The sequence below is a fragment of the Paenibacillus sp. SORGH_AS_0306 genome (assembly GCF_030819345.1).
GTDB lineage: Bacteria > Bacillota > Bacilli > Paenibacillales > Paenibacillaceae > Saccharibacillus > Saccharibacillus kyungheensis.
In genome coordinates this window covers 3,084,718-3,106,535 of the sequence record NZ_JAUTBP010000001.1, presented here as the reverse complement: position 1 = coordinate 3,106,535, position 21,818 = coordinate 3,084,718, and the positions used below count along the sequence as shown (strand labels likewise).

The window sequence follows — 21,818 nt, the reverse complement described above, 5'->3', positions numbered from 1 at the left end:
TATAAATTCACCATCAAACATCCAAACACCAATCCCAACAATAAAAAAAGAACAAATAAAATGAAAAGCAGATAAAAGTAAAACCCAATCCTATAAAACCAATCCCTATAAAACCAACCACTTTATTCAACTCACTAAAAGGATTAAACTCTTTAAAGGTTCTATGCCTTACCCTGCTCCACAACCCCAAGTTGCACCAGCGAAGGGAGTGAGATTGTTCTGAAAGAGCGAAGCGCTCGCCTTTGTAATAGAATCCCTACCGCCCAGCGGTAAATCAAGGGATTCTGTTACAACAGCGACGACAAGAACAATTCACTCACGAAGCGCCATCAACCCTCCCACCTACATATCCACTAAAGAAACATAATCATCACGATTCCATTTGCGCTGCACCTCAACACCATTTTGCGGATGGCGTTTTTTGTTACGAGGATTAGAGGAAGGTAAAGGATTAACCCCTTTAACATTTAAGACCATCATACGTACTTTAGCTTGCTTGTAAGCAGGTGTATGTGTACGTACATCAACAGCAGAACCGGTTAACAGATTGACCGCTGTTTCGTGACTAGTAGAGTGCATCGGTACATAGATTTCATTACCACGTACCCGATCAGTGACGACTGCTCTTAATTTAATCGCTCCATATGGAGATTCCAGACGAACGAGTGTACCGTCTTCAACACCGCGTTCTACGGCAAGCTCAGGAGAGACTTCAACAAACACTTCCGGCAATTTACGATTAATTCCTTTAGATTTGTTCGTCATATTGCCTTCATGGAAATGTTCAAGTAAACGTCCATTATTGAGCACTAGATCGAATTCAGCCGGGAATTCAGCCGCAGGAACATATTGCACGAGAGAGAAACGAGCTTTTTTATCCGGGAAATGGAAACCATCGGTGTAAAGCAAAGGTGTACTTTCGCCTGTGCTTGAACCCCATAAGAAGCTTCCCCAACCTTCCAATACATCGTAATTACAACCAGAGAAGAAAGGAGTCAGACTTGCCATTTCATCAAAAATTTGAGAAGGATGAGTATAACCCCAATCGAATCCTAAACGTTTGGCAAGTTGGGTTGTAATCCACCAGTCTGGCTTGGAATCGCCCAAAGGCTCAAGCACTTGATATAGACGTTGTACACGACGCTCGGTATTTGAGAATGTACCGTCTTTTTCAAGTGATGGAGCAGCAGGTAACACAACATCTGCGAATTGAGCCGTTTTGGACAAAAATACATCTTGAACAACAAAAAATTCAAGTTGAGCTAGCATTTCATGTACATGATTCACATTGGAATCGACCCATGCCATATCTTCTCCTACAAGATACATCGCTTTAAGTTCTCCGCGCGCAATATCATCAACCATAGCAATATTATCTTTACCAGGAGCAGAAGAGATCGATACACCATAAGCTTTTTCAAATTTAGCACGTGCTTCATCATTAGAGACATGTTGGTAACCTGGCAACCACGGTGGCAAAGTACCCATATCACAAGCACCCTGTACGTTGTTATGACCACGAAGTGGATATGCTCCTGCACCTGGACGCATATAGTTACCTGTTGCTAACAGCAAGTTAGAAATTGCTGCCGATGTATGTGATCCGGCGATATTTTGCGTAACGCCCATACCCCAACAAATAACAGTACCATCTGCATCACGAATCATTTCAGCAATTCGGATTAATTCAGCTTGAGCTATTCCGGTCACTTCTTCTGCATAAGCCAGTGTATAAGGTTCCGATGCTTTGAGATATTCATCAAATTGGTTAACATGTTGCTGGATAAAGTCTGCTGCATGCCAGCCTTGTTCAACCATGTAGTTCATAATCGCTGTAATCCAGACGAAGTCTGTTCCTTGTTGTGGACGAATAAATAGATCTGCACGTTCAGCCATTTCATGCTTGCGTAGATCAGCGACAACTAATTGTTGACCATGCAATTTGTGCGCACGTTTGATACGAGTTGCCAGTACCGGATGACCTTCAGCCGGTGAACAGCCGATTAGAATAACCAGACCAGCAGCGGCGATATCTTTGATCGTACCTGCATCTCCACCGATACCTACAGTAGACATTAGACCATCGGAAGCAGGAGATTGGCAATAACGAGAACAGTTATCGACATTGTTCGTTTCAAATACTTGACGCGCTAATTTCTGAATTACATAGTTTTCTTCATTTGTAATTTTGGAAGAAGAAATAAATCCTAATTTGTCACTACCATGTTCTTTGCGAATTGCTGACATTTTTTCAGCTACAAGATCCAGCGCTTCATCCCATGTCGCTTCTACAAATTCACCATTACGACGGATCAGTGGAGTGGTCAAACGTTGATCACTGTTAACAAAGTCCCAACCAAATTTACCTTTAACACAAGTAGAAATAGCATTTACCGGTGCATCATGAGAAGGCTGTACCTTAAGAATCTCACGACCTTTGGTCCAGACTTCAAATGAACAACCAACTCCGCAGAAAGTACAGACAGTTTTGGTTTTGCGAGTACGTGTATCACGCATTGCTGCTTCGATCTCAGAAATAGCAAAAATACCGCTGTATCCTGGTTCTACATCTTTGATCAAATCGATCATTGGATTAAGCATTTCTTCGCCAATCCCGGACATAAATCCAGCTTCGCCAAGCATTGATTTCTCCATCAAAGCATTACATGGACAGATCGTGACGCATTGCCCACAACTTACACAAGAAGATTCGTTGATAGGTACGCCTTCATCCCACATTACGTATGGACGTTCGGCTTCCCAGTTGATCGACAACGTCTCATTGACTTGTAAATTCTGGCACACTTCTACACATTGACCACAAGCGATACATTGATTGGGATCATAGCGATAAAATGGGTGTGACATATCCACTTCGGTTGTAGGCACTTTAGGTTGGAAAGGGTATTTTTGATGTTCAATACCCATCGCTTCTACCGTATTATGGAGTTTGCAATTGCCGTTATTATTGTCGCAAACCGTACAGTACAACATATGATTTTCAAGTAAACGATCCATACCTTCTGTTTGTGCCGCTTTGGCAGAGACAGAGTTGGTCTGTACATTCATGCCTTCTGTAATGATAGTCGAACAGGCGCGTGCTAATTTGCCATCGATCTCAACAATACACGTATCACACGTCTGAATAGGATCGACTTCAGGAACATAACAGATTTGTGGATGCTCAATTTGAGCAAGATTGATCACATTCAGTACACTTAATCCAGAACCGGCTTCATACGATTCGCCATTGATTGTAATTTTGATAGGTTGTTCGCTCATGCAGATACCCCTTTATTTAACAGTTGTATTTCTAGATGTAAGCATTTGGCAATATAAATGCGGCTTCTTCTAGTGAAATCAAAAATGATTTTTGTGAAACAAAATATCGCCCAGCATTAGCGCATAATATAATGGATAACGGATAATTGTAGTATAATATTTATACTTTTATTTCTTTTATATGTATTATTATCTATTAGATACATATAAAGGGTATAGAAAAAAGAGCATAAAAAAACTCCACCTTAAAATCACTACCTCTTTTCAGGTAGCACTTTTAAAGTGGAGTAATCGTTTAGCAATGACATACTAACTGACCAATCCCATTATATTATGACGAAAATGTGAATACTCTAAATTATACTCTTCTTTTGTGAAATTTCAAGACACAATTAACACGATATGCTAGCTTGGAATAGTTGAAATCTGCAAAATGAGGTGTATGATCAAAACATCAGAGCAAGGAGGATTATTGATGAAAAAAGAAACAACTTTCAATGAAATCGTACGTAAAGTGCGTAAAGATACATTTGGCAAAGGCCCTGAACGGATTCATACGACCTTTGTTGATAATATGGCGATTACTAAAATGTGGGGTAATTTTACACCTACCGAAAAATTTATTGCTCTTACTCCTGAAGGCAAAGAAATGGTACACCGTGCACGTACACAGATGGTTCAAGGGCTATATGATCAGCATGTCCCAGATGGGATGGAAGAATTATGCGGTTCTAAACTACAGCATTTGTTTACCGATATTAAGGTGGAAGATGATTTTGCCATCTCTGTATTCGTTTTTGAAAAAAATATTGAGCAAGGATGAGGCAGATGGATCAAGAATTGCAACAAGACCGTACGATTGTACGTTATCGGCGCGGGCAAGTCACCACGACCACAGATCAGGTTGTTCGTGAACAACCGATTACAGTCAAAGTAAACGGCGAAGAATTTGTTACGTTGGTCTGTACGCCTGAATATATTGAAGATATGACGGTAGGATTTTTAGCTTCTGAAGGGGTCATTAAACAATATGACGATATTCAAGAATTGTGGGTACAGCCAGAAGAAGGGTTTGTGCATGTACGCACAGATCGCTGGAAACCTCAGCACCGTCAATTGTTTACCAAACGTTATATCACTTCATGTTGCGGAACAAGCCGGCAAGGATTTGTTTTTTTTAACGATGCTCGTACAGCCAAAGTAATGGATACAGTAAATGTTACGTTGTCGTTTGAAGATTGTTTTCGGCTGATGAATGAAGTGCAACACAGTGGAGAATTATTTCAGCATACCGGTGGTGTGCATACCGCTGCTTTGTGTGATCCTAATGGGATTATTGTAGCAAGAAGTGATATTGGTCGTCATAATGCTTTAGACAAAATTTATGGCTGGTGCTTAAAGCAGAATCTAAGTCTAGAAGGTAAAATTATTGTATTTAGCGGAAGGATGTCTTCCGAGATTTTGACGAAAGTATCTAAGATTGGCTGTGAAGTGATTTTGTCCAAATCTGCTCCTACAGGGCTAGCGTTAGAGTTAGCCGATCATTTGGGTATAACCACAGTTGGATTTATTCGCGGAGATTCTTGCAATGTATATACACATTCACAAAGAATTTCGGAATGTCAGGACATAGCACCGGATTCTATGATACTCTAGTAGGAAACCGAAAAATAAATATACAGTTCGAAGTCGTTGCAACACGGTATAAGTGAGGAATGGAGAGGTGTCTATGACTTCAAAAGATCAGCATAATCGTATATTAAGAGACTTACGCATCTCTGTCACAGACCGCTGTAACTTCCGTTGTCGATATTGTATGCCAGAAGAAATTTTTGGTAAGGATTATTCTTTTTTACCTAAAGAAAGCGTACTGACAGAGGAAGAGATCGGTAGAATTGCTAAAATATTTGTATCACTAGGAGCCAAAAAATTACGAATTACCGGCGGAGAACCTTTACTGCGTAAAGACTTGCCTAATATTATAGAGCGTCTATCTCGATTGGATGCAGAAGATATCTCGCTAACGACCAATGGCAGTCTGTTATCTCGTATGGCTGTAAGTCTGCGACAAGCGGGGCTTCATCGTGTCACTGTGAGTCTGGACAGTCTGGAAGACGATATGTTTTTACAGATGAATGGCGGTCGAAGTCGTGTTCAGCCTGTGCTTGATGGGATTGATGCGGCGGCAGAAGCGGGACTTCAAGTCAAAGTGAATATGGTCGTACAAAAAGGATTCAATGAAAATGCTGTTGTCCCGATGGTCGATTATTTCCGGCAAAAAGGTCATATTCTGCGAATGGTTGAATATATGGACGTAGGCAATAGCAATGGCTGGAATCGTCAGCATGTAGTCAGCAAGCAAGAATTACTGGATCGGATCGGAGAACATTTCCCACTTCAACCGATCGCACCGAATTATGATGGCGAAGTTGCTACACGTTATCAATTTGCAGATGGTATCGGAGAAGTAGGCTTTATTTCTTCAGTAACGGAAGCTTTCTGCTCTTCTTGCACACGAGCGCGATTGTCAGCAGAAGGCAAATTATATACCTGTCTATTTGCTACAAAAGGTCATGATTTAAGAGAGTGGCTGCGTTCAGATCGTAGTGATGAACAGATTGCCGATTATATACAAGCGGTATGGACCAATCGTAAAGACCAGTATTCGTTAGAACGAGGATTAGCGTCTGACAAAAATGATCCGAATGGTCATAAAGTAGAAATGTCGCATATTGGAGGATAGAAGGGGCAACCCTTCTATTTTTTTATTTCAAAATGTAGCAGAATTGTATATTGCAAAATTTTAGTTGTCACAGTATTGACAAATTTCTAAGGCGAGATTAATCTTAATGAGCAGTAGCAATATGTGTTTGAAGCAGACTCATGTGATGTTTTTGCTTTAAACCTGAATCGACCGTTGATTGATATCCTTATAGGAGTCTGTAAGGGCATTAACCAGCATTAATTATTCTCTAGACCTCTTGATGCTTAGAATATATAAGAGGAATATTAGGGCATTGTTAATGGTGGTTTTTTGGCGTTTTTGAACTGATGATACCAACAATGAGTAACAACCACGATGAACATGGAGGGTTTACAATGTCTTTTTACACCCCGCAAGAAATTATGAATATCACCGCTGAAAATGGTCTCAAAAAATCAAAATTACCGTTCTGGACAGTACTTATTTTAGGTTTTCTTGGAGGCGCTTTTATTTCGCTTGGATTTTTGGCAGATATACGTGTGATCGGGACAGCGCCTAAAGAATTAGGTTCGATCGCTGGATTTTTTGGAGCAGCGGTGTTTCCTGTCGGTCTTATGTTAACGATTCTTGCAGGGGCAGAGCTATTAACAGGGAATATGATGGTTATGGCGATGTCATGGTTTGCCAAAAAAATTACGTTATCTCAAGTAGTGGTAAATTGGGTACTGGTATTGCTGTCTAATTTTATCGGTGCTATTGCTGTTGCTTACTTTTTTGGACATGTGGTTGGATTAACAGAAGGCGATTTTTTAGCAAAAACACTCGCTATTGCTCATGCCAAAGTGAACGAAGGTTTTGGTGAAGCTTTTGTATCGGCGATTGGTTGTAACTGGTTGGTCTGTTTGGCAGTGTGGCTCGCTTATGGTAGCAAAGATTCAGTCGGTAAATTTGTAGGGATCTGGTTCCCCATTATGGCGTTCGTTGCTATCGGATTTCAGCACGTTATTGCTAATATGTTTGTGATTCCAGCTGCTATTTTTGCAGGTTCGGATATTACATGGACACAATATGTAGAAAATTTTGTGCCTGTCTTTTTGGGAAATCTAGTAGGGGGAGCTATCTTTGTCGCGTTGGCATATTTCGGAGCGTATCGATATACAACAGAAGCTAGTATGTCTCCTGAAGCAGTCAGCGATACGAACAACTATCATGAGCAAGGATTGAGCGGATCGACTGTTCATATCAAACATTAATATTGTATGTTATACATCGAAAAAAGAAGCAGAACCGCGTGTATACGGTCATGCTTCTTTTTTGATGTGAATGTATTACCTGATAGCATAGTATACGATCTGCTACTGATTAAGCAGAAGTTTTCTCATTATGCGTAGTAGAATCGGTTGGTGAAGGTTGAATGATAGGTTCAACATTATTTGATGCCTCAGTATTAGCCGATTCATCAGCACTCATATCAATTTGAAAACGATTCAGTTCATGTTGCATCTCTTCGCGAATCTGACGAAGCATTTTCACTTTTTCACTGGATTCCAAGAACGAACGTTGTTGTTCAACAGTAGAAGCAGTAATCTCTTCACTACCTGCAGCAGATTGTTCAGTGATTGCACTGATATTTTCTATCGCTTGATGCACTTGATTACTCATATCTTGAGAGACTTTCATATCTGTAGCGAGTTTACTTACATGCTCAGCAATCTGTCCTACTTTTTGGCTGATCGCAGCGAATGAAGCATCAGTAGAACTGGTAGCTTGTTCTTGCTCCTGGAACAGATCAATACTTTGAGCGACAGAAGATTTTACTTTGTTCATAGCAATAGTAATACTATCCACAGCAGCGAAGATTTGTTGTACAGCTGTGACAGATTGAGAAGCTAACTTTTTCACTTCATCTGCAACTACAGCAAATCCTTTACCTGCTTCACCTGCACGAGCCGCTTCAATCGAAGCATTGAGAGAAAGCAAGTTTGTTTGCGAAGCAATTTCAGAGACTAACTTGGTCATATCTGTAATTTGTTCTGCATTTTTTTCGAGTTCAGTGACTGTTTTCTCCACTTCAGCCATCGCAGAACGATTGTTAGCAACGAGTTGTAATTGTTGCTTCATCACTAGACTACCTTGTTGAATCGCTTGGATCGCTTCTTCGCTGTAGGCTGCTGATTCAGTAGTAGTCTCTAGATTAGATGAAAATTTCTGTTGCATATCATCGACAACCATAACAGTTGTGCTAAGATCTTCCGCAATCTTCTGACTGCCGATAGCTAGCTCTTCAGTAGAAGTAGCAACTTGATTCACAATTTCTTGCATCACATCGTTACTGCGGTCAATATCTTGAGCCATATTGTCTACGCGAACTCCTGCTTGATCAATTGAAGTCACGATACTACGCAAGTTATCAATCATAATATGGAAAGAACGATTCAGATCATCGAGCTCGTCTTTACCTTTAGTCTCTGCTAATTTGATTGTAAGATCTCCATCTGCAATTCGTTGTGCTGCAATATTCATTTGTTGAGTACGGCGTGCGAATTTGCGAGCAGTCCATGTATTGAATACACCGACAGCAATTAATAAGAAGATCGCACCAATCAAAGCGATTTGCCAGGTTAGATCAATACTGTTGGTCAAATCTTTCGTGTATTCGTTATAACGTGCTTGCGTAATTTCATTCAAAATATAAATATCATTTTGAACACCTTCAATACGAATACTTTGACGTTTCGCTTCTGCACTATCATTATTTGTTAATGCTTGTTGAGAAGCGTCGCTTAATTCTTTGAATTTCGTTACGATTGCGGACAGACGCTTTTGCTCTTCTGGTGTCTGTAACATGCCATTTGATAATGTATCAATAGTAGCTTGTGTTTGATTCAACTGTGTATTTACAATCGATTTGTTACTAGCTGACATCGTAAAGGAGAAGTTAGCCAAAGCTTGCCCGGTCTGTACCATATTGCCGTCTAGCTGTTTAACATTTAGCATCGCTGGTACAAGATTATTATTTTGTGAATTGATATTGAGTAATTGAAAAATGATATATGCGACAAGAATTAAGGAAGCAATTAGCGAAATCATCGCATTTAATACTAATTTACCTTGTATTTTCATAAGTTCCTCCACGTAGTTACTTGAAATTAAGGAGCTATAATGTACTCATTAATTAAGAAGTTAAATCGATTTTGATTTCGCCTGAAATTAATTTTTTCTTCAAGTCTTCTAATTGTTTTTGTTGTTCGGCGGTTAATTGAATAACATGAATATCAGTTAAGCCTACACCATCATCGGTTAGACCAAATACCATATCTTTATCTTTAAAAGTGTGATTGTTTTTGGCAAACGATTGTAATGCGCTATACAGAGCAACATCGACATTTTTGATCATCGAAGTCAGCACTGCTTTTTCAGCGACAAAAAATTGATCACTATCTACACCAATTGCGTATTTACCTTGAGTCTGGGCTTCTTGTAACGCACCGACTCCAGTCAAGCCAGCAACTGTATAAATGACATCGACATTGTCGTTTTCAATCATATCTTTAGCTGCTTTGGAACCCACAGCGGGATTACCAAAATCACCTGTATAATTCGTAACAAAAGAAACATTAGGATCGATAGAGCGAGCTCCTTGTTCAAATCCAGATTGGAATTTGTGTAACAACGGGGATTCAACACCACCGATAAAGCCAATACGGTTCGATGTACTTGCCATAGCAGCTACAGCACCTGCCAAAAAACTACCTTCTTCTTCTTTAAAAGTAATCGATGCCACGTTAGGCAATTCTGATGTTTCGTCCACGATAATAAATTGTTTGTTGGGATTAGCTTTAGCCGCTTTTTCTAAGCTGTCTTTCATGATGTAACCAAGTCCGATAATAACATCGTTATCTTCTTTCGTTAGTTGGTTAAAAGCTTCATCATACGTTTTGGTCTGAGAAATTTCTTTATAATCAAATATAATACTTTCTTCATTTCGAGCTTTGATCAACCCACGAAAAGCCGCATCACTATAAGATTGGTCACCTAATCCAATATCTGATAGCACGATACCTACTTTAGTTTTGGTAGTCGCTGTTGCTGCTTCTGTGGTCGCTTGCTGAGAAGAGCAAGCACTTAATAAAAGCATGATTGCGATCAAAGCTGTAAATCCAGACAGAAATGTTTTTTTTCTCATAATACTTCTCCTATTCCTCTCTAATCCCAAAATAAATAACTTCCTTTCTTATATCGGTTAATCGTAGAACTTCGTTTATAAAATTTTATTGTGGAATCTATAATTATTTCAAATTTAAATTAATATTTAGGTAGAAAATACGTTTTTTGAAATTAATGCTTGGATGCGACACTGTGACAGGGTATGATAGACAATAAAAATACGAATTCGTTATTACTGGAGGAGAAGCATGAAGTATATCAGTACTAGAGGACAAGTAGAGCCAAAAGGATTTATTGATACTGTTTTGATGGGACTTGCCGATGATGGCGGTCTTATGGTACCCGAGCATATTCCGGTGATTGCTCCTGAGACGTTAAATGAATGGAAAAGTCTAAGTTATGTAGATTTATTCCTTACTATATTTTCTTATTATACGAATGATGAGATTCCCGCAGACGATTTGAGAGATTTAGCGACTCGTAGTTATGCGAACTTCCGTCATCCTGAAGTTACACCGATTACTAAGATTGATGATTCTCTGTATATTATGGAATTGTTCCACGGACCTACTTTTGCTTTTAAAGATGTTGCATTGCAATTTATGGGTGAATTTTATTCCTATGTATCCAAAAAGCAAAACGAAATTATTCATATTTTGGGAGCTACTTCTGGAGATACCGGTGCGGCTGCAATTCAAGGGGTACGTGGTAAAGAAGGAATTAAAATCTGTATTTTGCATCCACATGAGAAAGTTAGTCGTGTACAAGAATTACAAATGACAACAGTAGATGATCAAAATGTACTGAACTTATCAGTAAAAGGTAATTTTGATGATTGTCAAAAAATCATTAAAGAGCTATTCGGTGATCTTGCATTTAAAAAAGAATATCATCTACGTGCGATCAACTCGATTAACTTTTTGCGGATTCTAGCACAGACGGTTTATTACTTCTATGCTTACTTGCATATCGATCAAGGACAGCACCAATTGAAAAAAATCAACTTTAGCGTACCATCTGGTAATTTTGGTAATATCTTTTCAGGATTTTTGGCTCAAAAAATGGGCTTACCGATCAACAAGTTGATTATTGCGACGAATGAAAATAATATTTTAGAGCGTTTTGTACAGACAGGTGAGTACAAGCCTGGTGATTTTAGAAGTACGTACAGCCCTTCTATGGATATTCAAGTGGCTAGTAATTTTGAGCGTTATCTGTATTACTTTGTAGGGGAAGATGCAGCTAAAGTATCTGAATATATGAATGTATTAAAAAGCGAAGGACAAATCGTAATGACAGGCGATGATCTTGCCAAAGTACAAAGTGACTTTGCAGCTTATGGCGCGTCGAATCAGGAATGTCTGGATATGATTTTGAAATACAAAGGCGATCATGATTATCTACTTGATCCTCATACCGCTTGTGGTATTACAGCTTATGAGAAATATCAAGGTGATGATGAGATCTGTATTACATTGGCTACTGCTCATCCAGCTAAATTTGATGAAGCGATTATCTTATGTGAGATTGAGCAAGAGTTCCCTGAAGAAATCAAAGAACTATTCGCCAAACCTCAATATCAAGAAGTAGTGGAGCATGATACAGCAGAGATAGTACGTCAATTAGAATCTTTTTATGCGTTAGATTAACAAATCATATATAGCATTCAACCACATCCTTTTACCTTCTATATCTTTATGATGATGTAAAACATTGTTATAGATTTAGAGGTAAAGGATGTTTTTATTATAGGTATAGGAGCGGACAGATTGACGGTCATTCTTTCGTTCGTTAAAATAAAAGACATCATACATCTTGATTATATGTAATAAAAATAAACAAGCTCAAACTAACGAATATATGATGCTAAACACTGGAAGTAGGTGTCTTTATGAAATTTTCAAAAGCAACGAATTATGCACTGCATACGATGGTATATCTTGTTCAAAATGAAGTAAACAAATCGTTAGGTGTTCAACAAATCGCTGAAACGTTTTCAGTATCGCCCACATATCTGTCCAAAATTTTGACCAAATTGGTTAAAGCCGGATTGATCGAATCAGCGTCAGGTGCAAATGGGGGTTACCGACTCAAGCGCAAGGGTGAAGACATTTCATTTCTGGAAGTTATTCATGCAATTGAAGGGGTGAACTCTTTATTCACCGGTTGCTTAAATAACAATGCTCAGTGTGCGATTCAGCAGGTTATGATTGAAGCAGAAGGTCAGATGGAAGAGTATCTCAAAAACAAAAAGTTGATTGATGTCTCGATCAAATCTGAAATTATGGCATCTCATTCTTCATAGTTTATACATTATAGATCGCAGAGAATGAGTCTGCGATCTTTTGTTTGCGTTAAGCCTATATTAAAATGGGTACTAAAAAGAAGCTGTATCCGTTACAGATTCTTTGTAAGCATATATGATAAAATCAAATGTTTTAGTATGGAAAGGATGACATAGCAATGCTGCAACAGAATCTAATCGAATGGCAACAACAATGGAAGCAATTACTACACCAGTTGGAGCAGAAAGGAGCATCCACAGCATTACTGTGGGAAGAACCAGCTACTGATCAAGAGATCACTGATATGGAACAAGAGTTAGAAGTGACTTTGCCAGAAGAATTAAGAAGTCTGTTACAAGACGGTGGTAAAAAAGTCACTATGTACTGGCAGATTACGTATCCACAGACAGCAGCTTTTGATCTATCAGGAGATATAGGCTGGAATATCGAAAGTATCATGTTTTCAGACTTTGGAGACGATGAGCAAATTGATCAAAAGCGTTATTTATGTTTTTATCATGCCGGTAACGGAGATGAACTGCTGTTAGATTTGTATAGTAATCCTCAGCGTCCAATGGTATTTCATTGGGGACATGAGACAGGTGAATTTCGTATTTTAGCAGTATCGCTAACAGACTTTTTAAATAAAGTCACAGAGTTGAGTGGAATCGGTGCAGAGGAATGGCAATACACTCCTTTTATCGATAACTGTGGTCTTAATCTCTATAGTCAACAATCGAAGAAGTGGAAGCAATGGATTCATGATTATCTTTATTTTACATTCGAAGAAGCAAAGCAAAATCTTCATCAATTGATTCGTTATACCGAATTGAATGGAGTAGACGATACTATAATTCAAGCCTTCTCAGCGTACCGCCCAGATGATGTATTACAAGCATGGCTTGAACGGCTTCATACCGAACATAATCAGTCTATCAAAGATGGGTTACTGGAATATACAGGCTTAATCAACCGTCATCATGCGGCAGATTGGGTGCGTGAGTTATGGAATTTACCGGAAGAACAACGTATTAATTCGTATATTCTAGCGTACCTGACAGCAATCTGTTTACCAGAAGATGAAGGACTAGAGCGGATATGGCAAAAGATCGAAGAGAAAGAAAAGGAAAAAGGACGCAAACTCAATGGATATGAAGCTAACACAGGGCTGAAGAATTTTCACAGTCGTAAAGTGATTCGTTGGATCAAAGATCGAGTGAATTTTCCATATGATGGTTGGGATGATCTATTTGCAACTTCTCGTCCTCATAGTGACGATTATAAAGAATGGCTACAAAGCAAAAATGTACATCAACAAATCGCTATTTCTGCTCTGGGCAAACAAACAGAATTGAAGCAAACTTTTGACACAGTTGAACAAATAGAAAGTGTGCGTGTATTATTAGAACAAGTGATGAGCAAAGCAGTGATTAAAAAAGAAAAACGAATTATCGCAGAAGCTTTGTATGTATTGAATCACTATAAGCTTGAATAATTAGATAAAGAATGATGTACAGTGGAGGCTAACTACGTGGTTTTGGTTATATTATCGTGTCTTATTTTTGTGATCACATTAACATTTGTGATCTGGCAACCACGAAATCTATCGATTGGTTGGTCTGCTTGTGGAGGAGCAGTACTTGCGCTTCTTCTAGGTGTAGTTAGCTTTCATGATGTCTGGGATGTCACCATGATCGTCTGGAATGCTACGCTAGCATTTGTAGGTATTATTTTAATTTCGCTTATTTTGGATCGGGTAGGATTATTTGAATGGGCAGCACTGCATGTCGCTCATATCTCCCGTGGTAACGGTGTACGGATGTTTATCTATGTAGGTATTCTAGGAGCAATTGTATCCGGATTGTTTGCAAATGATGGAGCAGCCTTAATCTTAACCCCTATTGTACTAGCGATGGTACGTGCTTTGAATCTGGATGAGCGTAAAGTGTTTCCTTTTATTATTGCAGGCGGGTTTATAGCAGATACAACGTCTTTGCCATTAGTTGTGAGCAATCTTGTAAATATTGTGTCTGCTGATTATTTTGGCATTACCTTTATGCAATATGCAGGGCATATGATAGTGCCTAATCTATTCGCCTTGATTGCAAGTATCGGTGTATTGTACCTTTATTTCCGCAAAAGTATTCCTCGTACGTTTGAAACTACTCATCTAAAACCACCTATGGATGCAATTAAAGATGTACGGATGTTTCGATTATCATGGATTGTATTAATCGTATTGTTAATCGGATATTTTGTGAGTGAATTTTTGAAAATTCCAGTCTCTATTGTTGCTGGTGTGATAGTCATTATCTTCTTAATTCTGGCACGCAAAAGCCCTATTGTGCCTGTCAAAGAAGTGCTCAAAAATGCTCCGTGGTCGATCGTATTTTTCTCTATCGGTATGTATGTTGTGGTGTACGGGCTACGTAATGCAGGCTTAACAGATCTGTTAGCGATACTTATTCAAAAGATTGCTGATCATGGAATGTTAGCAGCTACTATGGGAATGGGCTTTATTGCAGCGATCATATCATCAGTCATGAATAATTTACCGACAGTATTGATTAATGCGTTAGCTGTCAAAGCGACGGTGACCTCAGAGCCGATTCGCGAAGCGCTAGTATATGCAAATGTAATCGGGTCGGATCTAGGGCCTAAGATTACACCGATTGGTTCGTTGGCTACGTTATTATGGTTACATGTATTAGCTACCAAAGGAATCAAAATCTCATGGGGAACGTATTTCAAAATAGGAATTATTTTGACTATTCCAACGTTATTTATTACATTGCTTGGATTGTACTTGTGGTTACTGGTTGTATAATTCAAATCTAAATATCTTGATCTCAAAGCAGTACTGTTTCTCAACAAGAAGCAGTGCTGTTTGATTTATTTTTAAAATGTAAACGTTTACAAAATAAGGGTTGAATGTAGTGGCGTATATTATAATGGAAGCATATAATAGTCAATGTAGAACAACTATGACGTTTTTAACAAAAGGCAAACAGTCGGAGGAATGAATTGTGAGAATAGAAAAAGACTTTTTGGGTACGAAACAAGTGCCAGATGAAGCTTATTATGGTATTCAGACGATGCGCGCGGTAGAGAATTTTCCAATTACCGGACAACGTCTACATCCTGAATTAATTCGTGCTATGGCGATCGTCAAAAAAGGAGCGGCGATTGCAAACATGGAATTGTCGCGTCTATATGGTCCTAAAGGGGAAGCGATGGTACAAGCAGCTGAAGAGATTATTGCCGGACAATGGCAAGATCAATTTATCGTTGATCCGATTCAAGGTGGAGCAGGTACATCGATTAATATGAATACCAATGAAGTTATCGCTAATCGTGCATTGGAAATTATGGGCAAAGACAAAGGAAGTTATGTGGATATTAGCCCGAATAATCACGTGAATATGGCACAATCGACCAATGATGCTTTTCCAACAGCAATTCATATCGCAACATTATCGATGATCGAAAAATTGCTTGTAGCGATGCGTGAATTACAACAATCTTTTCAAGTCAAAGCAGACGAATTTGATACAGTGATCAAAATGGGACGTACTCATTTGCAAGATGCGGTACCGATCCGCTTAGGACAAGAATTTCAATCGTATGCTCGTGTATTAGGACGGGATATTCGCCGCGTGGAAGCAACCAAAGAAAACTTACTGCATATCAATATGGGAGCAACAGCAGTCGGTACAGGGCTTAATGCTGATCCACGTTATATTGTGCGTGTAGCTGAAATACTGGCTGATATTAGTGGATTTCCTGTAGTGGCATCTGATCATCTGGTAGATGCTACTCAAAATACCGATGCGTATACGGAAGTATCGGCTGCTCTCAAAATCTGTATGATGAATATGTCCAAAGTGGCTAACGATATTCGCTTAATGGCATCTGGGCCATACGCAGGTCTGGGCGAATTGGTACTGCCAGCGCGCCAACCGGGTTCTTCTATTATGCCGGGTAAAGTCAATCCGGTAATGTGTGAAGTGGTGAATCAGATTGCATTTCAAGTGATTGGTAATGATCACACCATCTGTCTTGCATCAGAAGCAGGTCAACTGGAACTGAATGTAATGGAGCCAGTATTGGTCTATAATTTATTGCAATCTTTAGAAATTATGAAGCAAGGATTTACTGTTTTCCGTCTGCATTGTGTCGATGGTATTCAAGCGAATGTAGATCGTTGTCGTGAATATGTAGAGCGTAGTGTAGGGATGATTACAGCGCTGAATCCTCATCTAGGATATGAAGTGGTATCACGGATTGCACGTGAAGCAATTCAGACCGGTAAGCCTGTACGTGAACTGTGCTTACTTTATAACGTACTGACAGAAGAAGAATTGAATATTATTCTCGATCCTTATCAAATGACAGAGCCGGGTATTGCAGGCGAGCAATTGTTGCATAAAGAATAATAGAGCCTTTTTCGCATCAGAACAAGATATTTTGTTATTATTAGATGTATTCAATATTGTGCACTGCCTCTAATCAAAATCAGTTGGCATAAACCTATATTATAAAAAATAAATAAGCGATGCTTTTTCCTTATGAATAGAAGGATAGCATCGCTTATTTTATGTGGATGACTTTGTAAATGGTTGCGCAATATGAGCAGGAATCAGCAAGCCAAGTGTACTCATTTCTTGCAAAATACAACTTACATGATAATTGTAAATAATCTGCTGAGAAGATAGATCCAGTGGCAATTGAGCCATCAGATGACTATGGTGTTGCTCTGGAAGATCCCAGTGATGATGTGTAGGCAATTCATCGGTCAATAGACGAATCATCCGCATATGAGAATACGTATTATGATACACATCAATTTCTTGTTCTAGATGTGCTAGCATTTTTTGTTTGTTCTTTTTGAGATGGAATTCAGAAGCATAGGTTTCATACGCTTTTTCCAGATTAGCCATATCTTTTTTGAGCGGACTAATATGAATATTTCCACCTTCCCGCAGTAATTCATGAGCAAGCTTGGTTAAATGTTTACGTAATACACTGCGCATTTGCTCCATCAATCGTTCATGATCCGGTGGGAAAACAAGATAATTGACGATTACAGCTACGCCAATACCGATCAATGTATCTGCTACCCGGTGCATACCGTACAAAAAAGGGCTCTCTCCGGGACGTAAATTCAACATAATCGCCAGAAAGACAATACTTGCAATCGATATCGATTTGTTCCAGTGAAGCAAGTTACAAATATAAATTACAATCACAATTCCTATCGCTGAAAAGAGGGCGCTATGTGGATCAATCCAAGCGAAAATAAAACCAATAGCTGCACCTACCAATGTACCCATCATTCGGTTTTTGCCGACAGTATACGAATTGGTGACCGAGTTTTCCATCGCAATGATAGTTGCAATCACAGCATAGAAAGGATACTCTAATTGCAGAAGTTGTGAGATAATAATGCAAATAAAAACAGCTAATGCTGTTTTGAGGTTACGCATACCTATTAAAAATTTCATAAGATTTCTGTGATTCCTTTCTACATCGTCAAACGTTTTCTATCGTACATTCATAAGGAGGTTAGATAACCGTATACGCTGATATGCTTTAATACCCGTAAATCGGGGTTATTAAAAATCTATAGTTCACTAACTGAGTGGAGGAATATAATGATTACCAAAAAGAAAATAATACAGTTCTCTTTGATCTGTACAGCATGTGCAGGACTATTGGTGAGTGGAAGTTCATTATCGTTACCAACAGCTACGACACAGGTCGTAAGCGCCGCAAGTAGCAAAGCGGACCAGAGCACCGATGTTACATCCAAATTACAATTGCTAGGGCAACCTTTCTCGACACCTGCTTATGCGCGCAATGTGTGGGATATGCAAGTCTTTGATGGCAAAATTTATCTAGGTCATGGCAACAGTAGTAATGCACAGCCCTCACCTAATGCAGGGCCGATTCCTATTGTCTATTATAACCCCCAGACCAGTCAATTTGTAACGCAAAAAGTCACATATACCGATCCCAAAACAGGCAAAAAAAGTACAGAAGATGCAACAAATGAAGAGCAGATCGATACGTTCAAAATTCTGAAAGGCAAACTGTATATTCCAGGGAACGATTCCAAAAGCGAAGAATGGAACTTTGGTAACTTTTACACTTTAGACGGAGATCAATGGACCAAGTATCGCAATTTACCGGATGGTATCCATGTGTATGATATGGCTTATTATCATGGCAAATTACTTGCAGCGATCGGTACAGATAGTGCACCAAAAGTATTGATTTCAGAAGATAATGGAGCCAACTGGAAAGAGTTAGCCCAGATCAAAGGAATTGGCACAAGAGCCTACAAATTTTTTGAATTTAAAGGAACATTGTATACAGCCGCTATCCTGATGCCAAATAATAATATTTGGAAAGATCAGACTCATCTGCTGGCGATCGATAAAAACTTTAACGTGACCCAACAACAAGTATCCGGTGCTAATTTGTTACCTGGTATGACGTATGTACAGACAGCAGGCAAAACGCCGTATATGAAAATGGGCAAAACGGTGGTCTTTAAAAAGCAACTGGCTTATATTGTAGGGGATGTATATAACGATGCTCAATTAGCTCCAAAAGCGCTAATCGTCACCAAAAATATAACCGATCCTGCACGTACGGTGACTTTCGCAGATGCAGGAGCATTGCCTACAGATATTATTACACGTCCTAACAAGACATATGTACTGACCTACACCAAGCAAGCTGACGGTTCTTATATCAATAGAGTGTATATGACCAAGAACCTCAAAAAATGGACTCAAATCTTACAATTCAAACAAGATACGTACGCCAAGTCATTTGAAGAATTGAATGGTGATTTCTACTTCGGTCTTGGCACAGATACCAAGCCTGTCTCTGAATCAGCAGGCAAGATTTTGAAAGTAAAAGCTTCTGATCTGAAAGGGAAGTAATCATTATACACTTAAATAATCGATAATAACCTGAAAGCGACCGATGTGAGTATCTAACTTGCATCGGTTTTATGATGTTCATAACGTTTTATTATTTCGCACCATTTAATTTTTAGAATAGTATTTGCAAGCATATGTATAATGTGTTATATTAATTGAGTACTCAATAGTTGATGGGTCAATTAATAAGAAGTAATTCAATTGAGAACATGTTATCTGATAGCATTTCTATATAAATGGTTGGTCTTGGACAAGGAGGGACGCTGTGCTTCATTCATCGTCTGAAGATATTTTTAACCAGTTGCAAGGGCTACATCGTCAGATCAGTTGTGTTTTTGAACGATGTGCTGGCATAAGTGCGTCACGCCTACAATTGTTACATCAGCTTTATCAAGTGGAAGAGATCAGTCAGACTTCTTTGCAAAAAACACTTGGTATCGATAGTGCAGCTGTCACTCGACATTTGAAGCAATTGGAAATATCGGGAATGGTGACACGTCGTATGAGTCCTGAAGACAATCGTTTTACGCTGGTACAGCTAACCGCAGAAGGTCGGCAAAAAATTCTAGCATACACCAAAGAAAAAGAACAATTTCTTAAAGAGATGCTTCAGAATTTTGAAGAGCAAGAACAAAAGCAATTATTGAATATGTTGCGTCGTCTCAATCAAAATATGAGCGAGATGTAAATAAAAAAATAATTATAACTTACATTTAAAGGAGTTTTCCCATGAATACTGTAAACCAAATTACAAAAACAAATGATTTTAACAAAATTGCTTTAGAGCGTCGTTCAATTAAAAAATACGATCCAACTGTAAAAATTAGCCGTGAAGAAATGACTGAAATTTTGGCAGAAGCTACACGTGCACCATCTTCGATCAACTTGCAACCTTGGCGTTTTCTAGTGATCGAAAGTGACGAAGCTAAAGCTACATTGTTGCCACTTGCGATGTTTAACCAACGTCAAGTAGAGACAGCTTCTGCGGTTATTGCTATTTTCGGTGATCTTCGTCATGAAGAAAATGCAGATGAAATCTTCAATGCTGCTGTAGAAGCGGGTCATATGCCTGCTGACGTAAGAGATCAACAACTTCCATTTGCTAAAGCATATTATGAAAATATTTCAGATGCTGCACGTAAAGATATCGCATTGATCGATAGCGGTCTTGTAGCGATGCAATTGATGTTGGTTGCTCGTGCTCATGGTTATGATACAAATGCTATCGGTGGATATGACAAAACTAAAATTGCTGAAGCATTTGGCATGGAAAAAGATCGTTATGTACCTGTAATGTTGTTGTCTATGGGTAAAGCAGACAGCGAAGGTCACGGTTCAGGTCGTCTTCCTGTAGAAAAAGTAGCAGAGTGGAAATAATCGTCTACCACGTAGATGTGAATACTAAATAAGCTAAACGAAAAAACCTCCTCAGCATGTATCCAGTGCAAGGAGGTTTTTTGCTATGGTTTGAATCCAAAGTAGCTTGATTAAGATAAATTAGCTTGATATACGATAATGTTAGTTTTTTATTTTTACAGCTAACATACCTAGATATTCTTTGATCGCTGTAGCTGTAGAAGACATTGCGCTTGCTGACGGGTAAAATTTGCTGAAATACATTGACGAAGGCTGACTTACCCAGTAATCGGTTGGAAAAGGTTGTACCGTTAATCCTACACGCTTGAACTGCATCACAGAGCGTGGCAGATGGAATCCAGAGGTGACCAATATCGGATGCGACAATCCTTTTTCTTTTAAAATAACAGCCGTATTGTTAGCATTCTGAGCGGTATTAAGTGAACGATTTTCGACCATAAGTTTACTTTCTTCTACACCCATGCCTAAAAGCTGGCGCTTCGCAATATCAGCTTCATTACCGCTATCTGAGAACACCTGACCACCTGAAAATAAAATCGGTAACCCTGTAATCCGATGTAGACGTGCAGCTGTAATCAGACGGTTGCCTGCTGATCCATACATATTACCTGTACCATCGATATCAGGTGTACCTTTGGAAGCTCCAGCACCCAGTACAACGATCACATCTCCTTGAAGTTCAGCAATAGTGGGCTGTGGATATTGACGTTCTAGACTGCCAATGAGCAAATTACTAACAATGCTAATCGAAGATATGTATAACAATACAGTAATAGCGAGTAACACCATTGCTACATTAAACTGACTTCTCCATAACCAGACTACAATACCGAATAATAAGACTAGAAAAAGTCCGGGAGGAAGCACAAAACTATACAAAAACTTAATAATATAAATCAAAAATGATCAACCGCCTTCTTTATTGCGCACCAGAGACACAATCCATTAGAATCTACTTAGATAATTAAATGTATTGTAACATGGTTGTATCGATCATAAAACCAACCACCCAAATAAAGACAGCTCAGATATACACAGATTCCAATGATC

The 21,818-nt window shown here is 38.9% G+C and carries 17 protein-coding genes; 12 read left to right on the top strand and 5 right to left on the bottom strand.

From position 1 onward, the window contains the following. Positions 1-342 precede the first annotated feature (342 nt). A complete protein-coding gene (gene fdhF, locus QE450_RS13440; RefSeq protein ID WP_307299736.1) occupies positions 343-3,282 on the bottom strand; it encodes a formate dehydrogenase subunit alpha in 2,940 nt (979 codons plus the stop codon). 472 nt (positions 3,283-3,754) lie between these two features. Between fdhF and QE450_RS13435 the strand changes: the two genes are divergently transcribed. From QE450_RS13435 to QE450_RS13420, 4 genes are all read left to right on the top strand, one after another. Then, positions 3,755-4,105, top strand: a complete 351-nt coding sequence (locus QE450_RS13435; RefSeq protein WP_273616339.1) for a Na-translocating system protein MpsC family protein — start codon at positions 3,755-3,757, stop codon at positions 4,103-4,105. A 5-nt stretch (positions 4,106-4,110) separates the two neighbouring features. Further along, positions 4,111-4,938 (top strand): formate dehydrogenase accessory sulfurtransferase FdhD, encoded by an 828-nt coding sequence (fdhD, locus tag QE450_RS13430; protein WP_307299735.1) that lies wholly within the window; start codon positions 4,111-4,113, stop codon positions 4,936-4,938. Between the two features lie 67 nt (positions 4,939-5,005). Continuing rightward, positions 5,006-6,025, top strand: a complete 1,020-nt coding sequence (gene moaA / locus QE450_RS13425; protein WP_273613244.1) for a GTP 3',8-cyclase MoaA — start codon at positions 5,006-5,008, stop codon at positions 6,023-6,025. A 356-nt stretch (positions 6,026-6,381) separates the two neighbouring features. After that, complete coding sequence (locus QE450_RS13420) at positions 6,382-7,239, top strand: formate/nitrite transporter family protein (RefSeq protein WP_273613243.1); 858 nt, start codon at positions 6,382-6,384, stop codon at positions 7,237-7,239. 109 nt (positions 7,240-7,348) lie between these two features. Here QE450_RS13420 and QE450_RS13415 read toward each other — a convergent pair whose 3' ends face one another. After that, positions 7,349-9,109: a methyl-accepting chemotaxis protein gene (locus QE450_RS13415; protein WP_273613242.1), complete on the bottom strand. Its 1,761-nt coding sequence runs from the start codon at positions 9,107-9,109 to the stop codon at positions 7,349-7,351. 52 nt (positions 9,110-9,161) lie between these two features. Continuing rightward, positions 9,162-10,172 carry a BMP family lipoprotein gene (locus QE450_RS13410; RefSeq protein WP_301262789.1) on the bottom strand — a complete coding sequence of 337 codons (1,011 nt, stop codon included), beginning with the start codon at positions 10,170-10,172 and terminating at the stop codon, positions 9,162-9,164. A 229-nt stretch (positions 10,173-10,401) separates the two neighbouring features. Between QE450_RS13410 and thrC the strand changes: the two genes are divergently transcribed. From thrC to aspA, 5 genes are all read left to right on the top strand, one after another. Continuing rightward, entirely contained in the window at positions 10,402-11,802 is a 1,401-nt protein-coding gene (thrC, locus tag QE450_RS13405) for a threonine synthase (RefSeq protein WP_274172134.1), read from the top strand. A 242-nt stretch (positions 11,803-12,044) separates the two neighbouring features. Next, positions 12,045-12,458 (top strand): Rrf2 family transcriptional regulator, encoded by a 414-nt coding sequence (locus QE450_RS13400; protein ID WP_273613239.1) that lies wholly within the window; start codon positions 12,045-12,047, stop codon positions 12,456-12,458. 158 nt (positions 12,459-12,616) lie between these two features. Beyond that, the gene (locus QE450_RS13395) at positions 12,617-13,933 is read left to right on the top strand and encodes an SMI1/KNR4 family protein (RefSeq protein WP_307299732.1); all 1,317 of its coding nucleotides are present in this window, start codon (positions 12,617-12,619) and stop codon (positions 13,931-13,933) included. A gap of 36 nt (positions 13,934-13,969) precedes the next feature. Beyond that, positions 13,970-15,265 carry an arsenic transporter gene (locus QE450_RS13390; protein WP_273613237.1) on the top strand — a complete coding sequence of 432 codons (1,296 nt, stop codon included), beginning with the start codon at positions 13,970-13,972 and terminating at the stop codon, positions 15,263-15,265. A 199-nt stretch (positions 15,266-15,464) separates the two neighbouring features. Then, entirely contained in the window at positions 15,465-16,874 is a 1,410-nt protein-coding gene (gene aspA / locus QE450_RS13385) for an aspartate ammonia-lyase (protein ID WP_273613236.1), read from the top strand. 159 nt (positions 16,875-17,033) lie between these two features. Here the strand turns inward: aspA and QE450_RS13380 are convergent, their stop codons facing one another. Continuing rightward, the gene (locus QE450_RS13380) at positions 17,034-17,942 is read right to left on the bottom strand and encodes an FUSC family protein (protein WP_307299728.1); all 909 of its coding nucleotides are present in this window, start codon (positions 17,940-17,942) and stop codon (positions 17,034-17,036) included. A 150-nt stretch (positions 17,943-18,092) separates the two neighbouring features. On the opposite strand from QE450_RS13380, the gene QE450_RS13375 reads away from it, so the two are divergent. The 3 genes from QE450_RS13375 to QE450_RS13365 all read left to right on the top strand — a co-directional run bounded on the left by QE450_RS13375 (position 18,093) and on the right by QE450_RS13365 (position 20,768). Continuing rightward, positions 18,093-19,391 (top strand): hypothetical protein, encoded by a 1,299-nt coding sequence (locus QE450_RS13375; RefSeq protein ID WP_307299726.1) that lies wholly within the window; start codon positions 18,093-18,095, stop codon positions 19,389-19,391. 265 nt (positions 19,392-19,656) lie between these two features. Then, positions 19,657-20,079 carry a MarR family winged helix-turn-helix transcriptional regulator gene (locus QE450_RS13370; RefSeq protein WP_307299725.1) on the top strand — a complete coding sequence of 141 codons (423 nt, stop codon included), beginning with the start codon at positions 19,657-19,659 and terminating at the stop codon, positions 20,077-20,079. 41 nt (positions 20,080-20,120) lie between these two features. Beyond that, the gene (locus tag QE450_RS13365; RefSeq protein WP_273613232.1) at positions 20,121-20,768 is read left to right on the top strand and encodes a nitroreductase family protein; all 648 of its coding nucleotides are present in this window, start codon (positions 20,121-20,123) and stop codon (positions 20,766-20,768) included. 141 nt (positions 20,769-20,909) lie between these two features. Here QE450_RS13365 and QE450_RS13360 read toward each other — a convergent pair whose 3' ends face one another. Continuing rightward, positions 20,910-21,668 carry a YdcF family protein gene (locus tag QE450_RS13360; RefSeq protein ID WP_307299724.1) on the bottom strand — a complete coding sequence of 253 codons (759 nt, stop codon included), beginning with the start codon at positions 21,666-21,668 and terminating at the stop codon, positions 20,910-20,912. Positions 21,669-21,818: the final 150 nt, after the last annotated feature.